Source organism: Capnocytophaga sp. G1920 (genome assembly GCF_051417515.1).
Genome location: NZ_JBPRKH010000019.1, coordinates 43,966 through 55,271, shown reverse-complemented (window position 1 = coordinate 55,271; position 11,306 = coordinate 43,966). Strand labels below are relative to the sequence as shown.

At 38.3% G+C, this 11,306-nt stretch carries 13 protein-coding genes; 3 read left to right on the top strand and 10 right to left on the bottom strand.

From position 1 onward, the window contains the following. Window positions 1-198: 198 nt before the first annotated feature. A complete protein-coding gene (locus tag ACSQ7D_RS10420; protein ID WP_437135648.1) occupies window positions 199-1,254 on the bottom strand; it encodes a M14 family metallopeptidase in 1,056 nt (351 codons plus the stop codon). A gap of 387 nt (window positions 1,255-1,641) precedes the next feature. Between ACSQ7D_RS10420 and ACSQ7D_RS10415 the strand changes: the two genes are divergently transcribed. Together ACSQ7D_RS10415 and mnmE are read left to right on the top strand one after the other, a co-directional pair. Continuing rightward, window positions 1,642-2,088, top strand: a complete 447-nt coding sequence (locus tag ACSQ7D_RS10415; protein ID WP_437135647.1) for a helix-turn-helix domain-containing protein — start codon at window positions 1,642-1,644, stop codon at window positions 2,086-2,088. A gap of 56 nt (window positions 2,089-2,144) precedes the next feature. Then, window positions 2,145-3,563: a tRNA uridine-5-carboxymethylaminomethyl(34) synthesis GTPase MnmE gene (gene mnmE / locus ACSQ7D_RS10410; protein ID WP_437135646.1), complete on the top strand. Its 1,419-nt coding sequence runs from the start codon at window positions 2,145-2,147 to the stop codon at window positions 3,561-3,563. Here mnmE and ACSQ7D_RS10405 read toward each other — a convergent pair. The 9 genes from ACSQ7D_RS10405 to ACSQ7D_RS10365 form a co-directional block, all read right to left on the bottom strand. Beyond that, window positions 3,525-3,995: a hypothetical protein gene (locus ACSQ7D_RS10405; RefSeq protein WP_437135645.1), complete on the bottom strand. Its 471-nt coding sequence runs from the start codon at window positions 3,993-3,995 to the stop codon at window positions 3,525-3,527. The genes mnmE and ACSQ7D_RS10405 overlap by 39 nt on opposite strands. Window positions 3,996-3,999: 4 nt before the next feature. Further along, window positions 4,000-4,560 carry a hypothetical protein gene (locus ACSQ7D_RS10400; RefSeq protein WP_002671901.1) on the bottom strand — a complete coding sequence of 187 codons (561 nt, stop codon included), beginning with the start codon at window positions 4,558-4,560 and terminating at the stop codon, window positions 4,000-4,002. Between the two features lie 27 nt (window positions 4,561-4,587). Continuing rightward, window positions 4,588-5,346 (bottom strand): Mur ligase, encoded by a 759-nt coding sequence (locus ACSQ7D_RS10395; RefSeq protein ID WP_437135644.1) that lies wholly within the window; start codon window positions 5,344-5,346, stop codon window positions 4,588-4,590. A gap of 3 nt (window positions 5,347-5,349) precedes the next feature. Further along, window positions 5,350-7,095 carry an alpha-amylase family glycosyl hydrolase gene (locus ACSQ7D_RS10390; RefSeq protein WP_437135643.1) on the bottom strand — a complete coding sequence of 582 codons (1,746 nt, stop codon included), beginning with the start codon at window positions 7,093-7,095 and terminating at the stop codon, window positions 5,350-5,352. 40 nt (window positions 7,096-7,135) lie between these two features. After that, window positions 7,136-8,240, bottom strand: a protein-coding gene (gene prfB / locus ACSQ7D_RS10385) for a peptide chain release factor 2 (RefSeq protein ID WP_157446755.1) whose coding sequence is annotated in 2 segments (ribosomal slippage) — window positions 7,136-8,179 and window positions 8,181-8,240 — 1,104 coding nt in all. Because the reading frame shifts where the segments join, the coding sequence is not laid out codon by codon here. Then, a complete protein-coding gene (gene frr, locus ACSQ7D_RS10380) occupies window positions 8,237-8,791 on the bottom strand; it encodes a ribosome recycling factor (RefSeq protein ID WP_437135642.1) in 555 nt (184 codons plus the stop codon). The genes prfB and frr overlap by 4 nt, the downstream gene beginning before the upstream one ends. A 153-nt stretch (window positions 8,792-8,944) precedes the next feature. Then, a complete protein-coding gene (gene pyrH / locus ACSQ7D_RS10375) occupies window positions 8,945-9,652 on the bottom strand; it encodes a UMP kinase (protein WP_002671891.1) in 708 nt (235 codons plus the stop codon). Between the two features lie 220 nt (window positions 9,653-9,872). After that, complete coding sequence (locus ACSQ7D_RS10370; RefSeq protein WP_437135641.1) at window positions 9,873-9,998, bottom strand: hypothetical protein; 126 nt, start codon at window positions 9,996-9,998, stop codon at window positions 9,873-9,875. 10 nt (window positions 9,999-10,008) lie between these two features. After that, the gene (locus ACSQ7D_RS10365; RefSeq protein ID WP_437136198.1) at window positions 10,009-10,203 is read right to left on the bottom strand and encodes a hypothetical protein; all 195 of its coding nucleotides are present in this window, start codon (window positions 10,201-10,203) and stop codon (window positions 10,009-10,011) included. A gap of 280 nt (window positions 10,204-10,483) precedes the next feature. Here ACSQ7D_RS10365 and ACSQ7D_RS10360 point away from each other — a divergent pair, with 280 nt between their 5' ends. Next, window positions 10,484-11,302, top strand: coding sequence for an endonuclease I family protein (locus ACSQ7D_RS10360; RefSeq protein WP_437136197.1), 819 nt, complete (start codon window positions 10,484-10,486; stop codon window positions 11,300-11,302). Window positions 11,303-11,306: the final 4 nt, after the last annotated feature.

The window sequence follows — 11,306 nt, the reverse complement described above, 5'->3', positions numbered from 1 at the left end:
CCCACTGTAGACCCACTGTAGACCCACTGTAGACCCACTGTAGACCCACTGTAGACCCACTGTAGACCCACTGTAGACCCACTGTAGACCCACTGTAGACCCACTGTAGACCCACTGTAGACCCACTCATTGTTCGTCTATCCTATAAGTTTCCTATAAGCTCCATCTAATTAACCATTAATCATTAACCATTCACCATTAATCTATTTTCAATGTCGATAAATCCAAGTGATTTTTAATATAATCTCTATCAATGGCTGAACTTATAAACTTTGATAAAACATCTTCTTTATGTCCGTATTTTTTAGATAAATCACCTATCTCAGCAATATAAGGCACAAACGAGATTTGTTCATTCTCCAAAACTTCCTTATAAAGAATACCTACATCATTACCACAATGAGTGTCGTCTCTTAAAATAATATCGTAAAAAAACTTATCGTTTTCAGGTATACTGAAATAATCTTTATAGTTCACATTTGTAACATCGCAAGTGGCTACATATTGTAGAGCTCTAAATATCGCCATAGCAATATATACTCTCGTTTGTTCACGATTGTAATCATCAGAAAAGTGCCCTGCTTCAAAAAGAATAGTGGGTGTACCTAATTGTGTATACTTATCTCCCGTACAATTGATATTAAAACTATCGTCAAAACGCGCTATCTGATTAGGTATATGGTGCTGTAAAGTGTTATTCATTACTACAATCACTTCCATTGCCTTCTGCCGTACTTCATTAATACTGCGCTCTTCATTATAAGCAGGTGCTAAGAAAGAAACTGTAGCTGGCAAAGGTGTCTGTCCTACACTGAAAATAGTGCGCTGGTCGTGCAGATTAAAGCAATAATCAGGCTGTACAAGTTCATAAGCTTTCCGTAAACACTTGCTCTCAGGTTGTGTAAGTTCATCGGCATCACGGTTAAGGTCTACGCCGTTGTGATTTACACGTGTAAACACTTCAGCACCGTCGGGATTAAGCATAGGAATGCAATAAACACTTAATTCCGATAAGAAATCAGCTGTTTTAAGCTCGTTTAAAACATCGAAAAGCGCTTTGGTAGTAGTTGATTCATTACCGTGCATTTGCGACCACATAAGTATCTTTTTATGACCTTTCCCTACTCTGTACAGGTCAATAGGTGTCCCTTTAACTGAAGTACCTAAGGGTATTACCTCCTCAAAAGGGTATTTATCTAAAAGTGGGGCTATCATCGGATAAGTGATATAACGCCCAAAAAGCTGTTTTTTCATCTGTATATTAATATTTAAAAGCAAAAGTAATAAATATTCATTAAAGTACAACCTGTAATAAAGTAAAAGTTCCCTTATATTTCAGCGTTACATTTGTATCAATTAATATTTACAATTGTAAAACTATCAATAATACTAAATATACTAATCAACGATTATTATGCTCTATAAAAAGACTTTCCTTTCTATTCTGAAATACCATTTTCGTAATGATTATATCCATAGATTATTTTTATAGTAGTTTTATATAATACTATAAACGAATAATTTACGTTGTAATCATAAATAAACACTTTAATATGATGAAAAATATCCTTGTTTATACTTGTATATCTCAAAATATTGATTTACATTTGTGCATTCTTAGGAAAATAAACAAATGTTACAATGTTAAACACATCAGATTTTGCCATTCGCTTACAACAAGTGATGGATTATTACGGTTTAAATGCTGCAGCCTTTGCTGATAGCTTAGAGATTCAGCGTTCAGGGATTTCTCATCTCTTATCAGAACGCAACAAACCGAGCTTGGATTTTATCCTAAAGCTCATCGAAAAATTTCCTGAAGTAGATATGTATTGGATTACACAAGGAAAAGGAAGTTTCCCTCGTAAGGAAGATAAAGAGCTTGCCAGCGCTAAAAAAACGCAACAACCTGACCTTTTCAGTGATATTCCTGAAATAGAAATGCAAGCCCCTACTCCTGCTCCACCTTCTGTTGCAATAAAAGAAAAGCAAATAGAGACAAAAGCTTTACCATCACCCACTAATAAGCATATTAAACGAATTATTTTCTTTTATGAAGATAATCGCTTTGAGGTTTTTGAAAATTAGTAGATTGATAGTAATGAAAAAATCACTACATTTGCACCAATTTTCAATAACATAGAATGAAGAGAGATAATTCGTTATATATAAATGATACGATTGTAGCTTTGGCAACTGCTTCAGGGGTCGGTGCTATTGCTGTAATTCGCTTATCGGGAAAAGAAGCCATAGCCATAGCCGACTCGGTGTTTAAGCCTCATAGTGGAAGATCTTTACTTGAAGCTCCATCACATACAGTTCATTTAGGAACTCTCGAAAGTAAAGACCAAGTAATCGACGAGTGTTTGGCTACTATTTTCAAAGGAACTAAATCTTATACAGGTGAGCCCGTAGTTGAGTTTTCGTGTCACGGAAGTAATTATATCGTAGAAGAAGTTATCAAGCTGTGCTTGGCAAAAGGAGCTCGTTTAGCCGATGCTGGGGAGTTCACCAAACGTGCTTTTCTCAATGGCAAATTAGCACTCAATCAAGCGGAAGCCGTTGCCGATTTGATTGCCTCCGATAGTAAGGCTTCTCATCAGGTAGCATTACAGCAAATGCGAGGTGGTTTTACTTCTGAGATAGAAGGATTACGACAAGAATTATTGAACTTTACCTCATTAATAGAACTTGAATTAGACTTTTCGGAAGAAGATGTAGAGTTTGCCGATAGAACTCAGTTTAAATTGCTTTTAAGCACTATTAAAACCACTGTTTTATCTCTCTTACAATCATTTTCAGTAGGTAATGTACTAAAAAATGGTATTCCTGTGGCTATTGTAGGGAAGCCTAATGCAGGCAAATCTACTTTATTAAATGCCCTTCTGAACGAAGAACGCGCTATTGTATCGGATATTGCAGGTACTACCCGCGATACTATTGAAGAAATGCTTCATATAGGAGGTATTGCTTTTCGTTTTATTGATACCGCAGGAATTCGTGATACTCAAGACCAAATCGAGGCTATAGGCGTACAAAAAGCTAAAGAAAAGATAGAAAAAGCCTCTATTGTGCTCTACTTATTCGATGTAAAAAATAGCTCTACCCAAGAGATTATTTCTTTTGTAAAAGAAAATTACCGCGAAGGAACCAAATTTGTACTATTACACAACAAAACTGACTTATCAACAGAAAGTAATATAACTCTTTTTGATAATGAAATTTTACAATCCTTAAAAGGTTATACTGATACACTACTGAGAATATCAGCTAAAGAAGGAAACAATATTTTAGCCCTTAAAGATTTTCTCTCTCACTATGCTCAAAGTCTTAATAATACAGGTAAAGCAACTATTATTACTAATATCCGCCACTACGAAGCTCTACACAATACCTTACAAAGTATTGAAAGAATAGAGCAAGGATTACAATTACAACTTTCAGGTGACCTATTAGCTATTGATATCCGCGAAGCTCTCTATCATTTAGGCACTATTACAGGAGCTGTAAGCAATGATGAGGTCTTAGGAAACATCTTTTCCCGCTTCTGTATTGGCAAATAAGATATCTTGCTGAATATTATCCTCTTTTTTCTTCTTCCTGAACAACAAATAATAAAAGCAAGTGATAAACCACCCTACCCAAAAGAGATAAAACCCTAAATGAAAGCTCAACTTCATCATTTTGTGTGAAGTAGTTGTGAAGTCAATATAGGTAAAGTAAGCCCCTATTCCCCCTAAAATAATAAGTAAAAAGGCTAATAATCTACTAAACGATACGCTTACTTTTGTTCTAAACAGTTGTAATACAGCAATAAGTACTAACTGTATTACCAATAATAAAAGAGCCGTTTTCCACCAAGTTTTGAAAATGGTATACTCACGGTACATTGTACTTATGCCTATTTTCCCTATAAACGACATTTTGGATATTAAAACCCCAGATATAAGGCTTAATAATGCTTGTACCAAACCAAGTATAGTTACGTTTTTCATAAGTTTATTTCTTTATAATCTTCCAACCATTTTTCTCATTGTATTTCAACTTAAACTTCTGAGTAATAAAGGTTGTATTAGGATACGGGTCTTTACCAAAATTATAAAAAGGTGTTTTCTCTTTATCTAATACTACATTACAAATAACCACCTTTTCTGAGTTCTTCTCAATAGTAATCCCTTTATCATTTAATTTATAAATGATTGTTTTAACATTAGCACTGTTCTTATTCTGTTTCACAAGGTAAGGAAGTGCTTCTTTAGTAAGAGTAGGAGAGATTACATATACACTATCCTTTGAAAACCATCTCTTCCTACTTTTCTCATTATTAATATCAATAAGTCCTTCATCTGCTAATTCCTGTATAGTAATTAGCAAATCTTTGTCTTTAGTACTGTCTAACTTCTGCTTATTGGTATTAAATTTCCCTGTCTCAAATAAAGGGTTCTCTTCTAAATAATCAGCAATAAGGTTAGATACCTCATCTTTACTTATTTGATTGCTCGAATTACAAGCTGTAAAAAAGCTTAAAGCTAAAACTATGAGTGAAAAATAAAACTTCATATATCTAAATTTTTAATTATTATCTTATTAAATACTTGCCATTGCCTCATAAAAGTCGGCTTCGTCTATGCCCATATTCTGGCATACCCATTTGGCTGCTTCTATATAGCCCAATTGTTCAGCACTTGTTTCACCCAAGGGCAATTCGCCCTCGGGGGTAATGAGGTAAGTCTCACCATTATGAGTTTCAAACGCAGGGGTACCATACTCCATCTTGCGAATAGGACTCTCATTATTCCCTACTAACTCATTTAATAGCAGGTCTTCTTCATTGTAAATGAGTATTCCTCCTTTGGTTATTCCTTCTATAAATTGTTTATAAATATCTTTATTTTCTTCTATCATATCGCTGATAAGAGCTACTGTGGGGTGCAACATAGCCCCCTCTTCATTGCCTTCTATAAGCACAAATTCAGTATCAGCAAAATGCACTTGCTTCCCTTCGATAGGACTTTCAAAGTAGTAGCTCACTGGTTGATTACAAAAATCCATAGTGTGAAGCACCCTTGCCAATACTTCTTTTCTTCCTTTGTTACCTGTAATCACTACACGAGTTTTGTGTTTAAAGTATTCGTATAGAAAAGAGGTAGGCGATAGAATATTAAGTCCTAAGTGTTCTGCTTGTAATAGGTCTGGGTGTGTATGCGAAAGATGCGGGTCTACCACCACGTAATCAATTGTAGCCGTCATCTCTTCGGGGAGTGTAGTGATATGATGTCTTTTGTGTAACTCAGCCATTAACGGACGCAAATGCGTACTGGGAGCTACTATAAAATGAATGTTCATAATTTACGAATCTACTAATTTGCTAATTTTGAATATTAAAGACTCCAAAGGCGCTATATCTACTCGCAATCTTCCTTTACCATTTGCAATCTGTAAGGTAGTGTGTTTTTCATTGTAAAGAGCATCGGTAAGCGTATAAGTACCATCGTTTAAGAACCAACTACCCAACAAGTAATCTGGCAACTGCAAGTCAAAACCAAAATAGTCGTGCTCACTAAAATTGCTCACAATCACCCACTGTTCGTCCTCATTGCCTCTTGCAAAACTGTACACCCTATCGTTGTAATACTCAGTATGCTGTCGATTGTATTGGTGCAAATCAATATAAGCCCCATTTACTTTTAAGTTGAGCAATCGCTGGTAGAAATTGCGTAAAGAACGTTCTGTTTCTGATAACTGACCGCCGTCAAAGCGTTTGTTATTCACCCAACGCTGGTGTGCAGGAACACCTATATAATCAAAAATAGACGTGCGCGACGGACTACCAAATCCTGCTACTTCCGCTGCTTTCTCCCCTACTTCCTGACCAAAATACAGCATCACTGGCGACTCGCTAATAAACGTAGAGACTGTCATCGCGGGTTTAGCTTTTTCAGCATATCCCGCAAACTCAGGCGAAGCTATGCGCTGTTCGTCGTGGTTTTCCAAGAAGTGTAACATACGATGTGCAATATCGGCAAGGTTGTGCTGTATAGGGGCAATGGCATCGGTGCTGTGTCCGTGAGTCACAATATTGCGCAAAGTCTCGTAAAGTTGCACTTTGTCGTATAGATAGTCCATCTTGCCTAAATGCAGATAAGGACGATATTCATTAGGATTGTATACTTCAGCCAATAAAAATGCCTTTGGATTTTGGTGCTTGATAGCCGAATTGAGATAACTCCAGAACTCTACCGGTACCATTTCAGCCATATCATAACGGAAGCCGTCTACTCCTTTCCCGAGCCAATACAAGGCTATATCTTTAAATTTTCTCCAAGTGTCGGGTACTGTTTTATCAGCCCAAAAGTGGTAATGCCCTTCACTATCTTCATTCTCAAAGCTTGCTGGTAGTTCAACAAAATCCTTAGTGCCGTCAGGTCGTACCCCGTAGTTGAGTTTTACCGTTTCATACCAGTCATTGCGGTCGGGTTTAGAAGCGCGTGCGCCATTACCCGTCCATTTGGCAGGAAACTCATGATACTCACCATAAATACCCTCAGGCAACTGAAAAGCTTCATTAGGATTGTAATAGAAATTGTTATTTACCGCATATTGTACGGTGGTATCATCGTCTTCGCCAAAACCGCGTGTGCCTTCCGGCTTGGCTATACTCTCATACCGACGCGCCACGTGGTTAGGCACTATGTCCATTATTACTTTCAATCCGCATTGGTGGGTACGGGCAATCAGGTCTTCCCATTCCTCCAAGCGTTGTGTAGGGTCATCGGCAAGGTCGGGGTTTACAGTGTAGTAATCCTTAATAGCATAAGGCGAACCGGCACGACCTTTTACCACTGCAGGAAAGTCGTTGCTGATGCCATAAGCCGTATAGTCGGTAGTAAGGGCGTGGTGTAGCACCCCCGTAAACCAAATATGTGTTACTCCTAATGCTTTGAGTTCTTCAAGAGCTTTTGTAGTAAAGTCAGCAAACTTACCTACACCGTTCTCTTCTATCGTCCCCCAAGGTTTATTAGTGGTATTAGTATTGCCAAAAAGCCTTGTAAGCACCTGATATACTACTATTTTATTATCATTCATTACCCTCATATTCCAAAAGTATTAACCACTAACCATTAATCGTTAACCATTACAAATCGCCCGTACGGCTCGTACCCATAAGCATTAGGTAGGCTTTGAGAAACTCATCTAATTCACCGTTCATTACGCTATCTACATCAGTAGATTCGTAATTGGTGCGTACGTCTTTCACAAGTTTGTAGGGGTGCATTACATAGTTGCGTATTTGTGAGCCCCATTCTATCTTCATCTTTCCTGCCTCTATCTCATCGCGCTTGGCTTGACGCTTTTTGAGCTCTATCTCATACAACTGCGATTTGAGTAGTTGCAACGCCTTGTTCTTATTATCTAACTGACTGCGGGTCTCGGAATTCTCGATAATGATACCCGTAGGGTGGTGACGCAAACGCACAGCTGTCTCTACCTTGTTTACATTCTGCCCTCCAGCACCACTGGAGCGCATCGTCTCAAAGGTAATATCAGCGGGATTAATATCTATTTCAATAGTATCATCTACCAAAGGGTACACGTATACCGAGGCAAAAGAGGTATGGCGTTTAGCATTACTATCAAAAGGTGAGATGCGTACCAAGCGGTGTACGCCATTTTCACCTTTTAGGTAACCAAAAGCGTATTCCCCTTCAATCTCTATGGTAACCGTTTTTACTCCTGCCACATCGCCTTCTTGGAAGTTAAGTGTTTTTACCTTATATTTTTGGTTATTGCACCACATCGTGTACATACGTAGTAGCATCGATGCCCAGTCACAGCTTTCAGTACCACCTGCACCTGCCGTAATTTGCAATACCGCACTCATCGTATCGCCCTCGTCCGAAAGCATATTGCGGAACTCCAATGCTTCAATAGCGTGTAAGGCTTGGGCGTATTGGTGGTCTACATCCTCCGCAGTAGCTTCACCTTCTTTAAAAAAGTCAAGTAGTACTTCTATATCCGAGGTAAGATTTTCGGCTTCCTCATAGTCTTCCACCCATTTCTTTTTAGTGCGAAGCTCGCGCATCACTTTCTCAGCTTCTTTGGCATTATCCCAAAAGTCAGGTGCAAAAGTCTTTTCTTCTTCGTTGCTTATTTCAATGCGTTTGGCATCTACGTCAAAGATACCTCCTTAACGCACCCAGGCGATTCACTAAATCCTTTACTTGTTCGTTGTTTGTCATACTTTTAGGATCTCAGCTTCTTTTACAGCTAATACTTCTTCTACTTTCTTGATGTATTTGTCGGTGAGCTTTTGCACACGCTCTTCAGCTTCTTTCTTCACATCGTCCGAAGCTTCTACCTTTTTAATCTCTTTATTAGCGTCTTGTCGGGCGTTGCGCACACTTATTTTAGCGTCTTCACCTTCACCTTTGGCTTGTTTCACGAGCTCTTTACGGCGTTCTTCGGTAAGTGGTGGTACGGTGATAATCACCATTTCACCATTGTTCATTGGGTTAAAGCCCAAGTTAGCTATTTGGATAGCTTTCTCAATAGGCTGAATCATTTTCTTTTCCCAAGGTTGAATAGAGATAGTACGAGAGTCGGGAGCTGATACATTGGCTACCTGACTAAGAGGTGTTTGCACCCCGTAGTAGTCTACCATTACACTACTTACCATTTGCGGACTCGCCTTGCCAGCGCGGATATTGGCTAAAGCCTTATCTAAGTGTTGCAATGCCTCTTGCATCGCTTCGCTCGTAGTTTCTAAGATAATATTAATTTCTTCGTTCATTGTATATTGTTTTTAATTATTTGTTAGTTGTTAGTCTTCAATTGTTAAAGAAGCGTCGCAATATAACCATTAACCATTAATCATTAACCATTAACCATTAATCATTAACCATTAATCATTAATCATTAACCATTAATCATTAATCATTAACCATTAATCATTAACCGTCGTTCCTACGTTTTCGCCTGCTACTACTTTAGCGAGGTTGCCTTTTTTGTTCATATCGAATACGATGATAGGCAAATGGTTTTCTTGGCTAAGGGTAAAAGCCGTCATATCCATTACTTTGAGGTTTTTATCAATACACTCATTAAAAGAGATATGGTCAAACTTCACCGCATTAGGGTCTTTTTCAGGGTCGGCATTGTAGATACCATCTACACGAGTACCTTTAAGGATTACATCGGCATTGATTTCGATAGCGCGAAGTACCGCTGCCGAATCGGTCGTAAAGTAAGGATTACCCGTCCCCGCTCCAAAAATCACTACGCGTCCTTTTTCTAAGTGGCGTACTGCACGACGTTTGATAAAAGGCTCGGCTATAGCTTCCATCTTGATAGCTGTTTGCAAACGGCTAAAAAGTCCTTCGTCTTCTAAGGCACTTTGTAGGGCAAGCGAGTTGATAACGGTAGCCAGCATACCCATATAGTCGCCTTGCACTCTATCCATACCATTGCTGGCACCAGCTACCCCGCGGAAGATATTCCCCCCGCCAATTACTATGGCCACTTGCACGCCTTGGTTCACTACCTCCTTAATTTCGGCAGCGTATTCTTTTAAACGCGCGGGGTCAATACCGTACTGGCGACTTCCCATAAGGGCTTCCCCGCTGAGTTTTAGTAAAATTCGTTTGTATTTCATATATGAAAAATGTATTTTATCTAAAAAGTCTGTTTTATAACAAATCGTATATACGTACTTATTTTGGGGGCAAAGATAATGATTAATTAACAATTAACAACATACCATTGAGAATTAAATTCGCAAAATGCGTTCTTTTTTTCTTTCATTTTCACTTTGTCCCCCTCTTATTCTTAATTTTTCTTCGTCTTTTCCCTATCTATCCGTGTGGCTCGCACCGTTATTTGTATAAACTTTGCCAAAGTTTCAAATCTTTGGCAATGTTAAAATCCACTAATAACCTTCTTTTTATCTCTGCCTTAGTTTCAACTTTCCTTCTACTTAGGTTCGTTGTTCCTTCGTTCATCGTTCGTCTTTTATTCGTTGTAGACCCACTGTAGAGCTACTGTAGAGCCACTGTAGAGCCACTGTAGAGCCACTGTAGAGCCACTGTAGAGCCACTGTAGAGCCACTGTAGAGCCACTGTAGAGCCACTGTAGAGCCACTGTAGAGCCACTATAGACCCACTGTAGACCCACTGTAGACCCACTGTAGCCCCACTGTAGACCCACTCTCCCTTCGCCTGTTGTTCGTTTATCCTATAAGTCTTCTTAATTTCACCATTAATCATTAACCATTAACCATTAACCATTAATCAATATTTGCTTATTTAATAATTACTTCGTACCTTTGCACTATCATTTAATGAAAATAAGAATTAAAGAAGTATAATGCAACAGTCTGTTTTCAGTACTGATATTACACATCAAGATGAGAATGTACTATTGAAAAATGTTACTAATGCTAAAGTTAGCTTTTTCGTGTAAACAAATAACTAAAAATTAAATACATATGAAAAGAATTTATGTTTTATTATTCGTAATGTTCTTGTTAGCTTGCAAGAATGATGACCAAGCACAACCCCTCCCTGTTGTACCTCCTACTCCTAACCCTCCTACCACCACTACTCCCACTACTGAGGAGCCCATCCCTCCTGTAAAAATTACAGTACCCGAGGAGTTAAAAACTTACTATAAAGGGTTTGATTTCACTAAAACGGGGACAGCTTTGTATGATGATTTGGCAGCTCTTACTATCGCTAAGCATAAAAATCAATTAGGTTATGGTGAGCGCCATAAATATCTTTATAAAGCCGATGCAAGCCTTAAAAATCCACAAAATGTTGTACTGGTTTATACAGGAGAAGAACGTTTCTGGAGAGAGTACAATAGTGGAAGTAACACTTATAAACCCCAAACATTCAATACAGAACACATCTATCCACAATCAAAGTATAAGGGAGATGCTAAAGGTGATTTACATCATCTAAAAGCTTGTGATAGTAAACTAAATGGTAGTAGAGGAAATATTCCTTTTACCGATGGTAAAGGGAAAGCTGGTCGTACAAAAGGCGCTTGGTATCCAGGAGACGAATGGAAAGGAGATGTTGCACGAATGATTATGTATATCAACTTACGATATCACGACAGAATAGACGATGTTATTGTATTAGGAGGACTTCAAGTTCTCCTAAAATGGAATGACGAAGATCCCGTTTCTGACCTTGAACGTCAGCGTAACAATGTGATTGAAAAGGCACAAGGTAACCGTAATCCGTTTATTGATTTTCCTCAATTGGTGCGTCCAGCATACAAAGGTTATAAGCAGTAGTATT

Coding starts and splice junctions, on each gene's coding strand:
- ACSQ7D_RS10420 (WP_437135648.1), bottom strand. CDS start 1,254: ATGAAAAAACAGCTTTTTGGGCGTTATATCACTTATCCGATGATAGCC.
- ACSQ7D_RS10405 (WP_437135645.1), bottom strand. CDS start 3,995: ATGAAAAACGTAACTATACTTGGTTTGGTACAAGCATTATTAAGCCTT.
- pyrH (WP_002671891.1), bottom strand. CDS start 9,652: ATGAAATACAAACGAATTTTACTAAAACTCAGCGGGGAAGCCCTTATG.
- mnmE (WP_437135646.1), top strand. CDS start 2,145: ATGAAGAGAGATAATTCGTTATATATAAATGATACGATTGTAGCTTTG.
- ACSQ7D_RS10395 (WP_437135644.1), bottom strand. CDS start 5,346: ATGAACATTCATTTTATAGTAGCTCCCAGTACGCATTTGCGTCCGTTA.
- frr (WP_437135642.1), bottom strand. CDS start 8,791: ATGAACGAAGAAATTAATATTATCTTAGAAACTACGAGCGAAGCGATG.
- ACSQ7D_RS10400 (WP_002671901.1), bottom strand. CDS start 4,560: ATGAAGTTTTATTTTTCACTCATAGTTTTAGCTTTAAGCTTTTTTACA.
- ACSQ7D_RS10370 (WP_437135641.1), bottom strand. CDS start 9,998: ATGAACGAAGGAACAACGAACCTAAGTAGAAGGAAAGTTGAAACTAAG.
- ACSQ7D_RS10360 (WP_437136197.1), top strand. CDS start 10,484: ATGAAAAGAATTTATGTTTTATTATTCGTAATGTTCTTGTTAGCTTGC.
- ACSQ7D_RS10390 (WP_437135643.1), bottom strand. CDS start 7,095: ATGAGGGTAATGAATGATAATAAAATAGTAGTATATCAGGTGCTTACA.
- ACSQ7D_RS10415 (WP_437135647.1), top strand. CDS start 1,642: ATGTTAAACACATCAGATTTTGCCATTCGCTTACAACAAGTGATGGAT.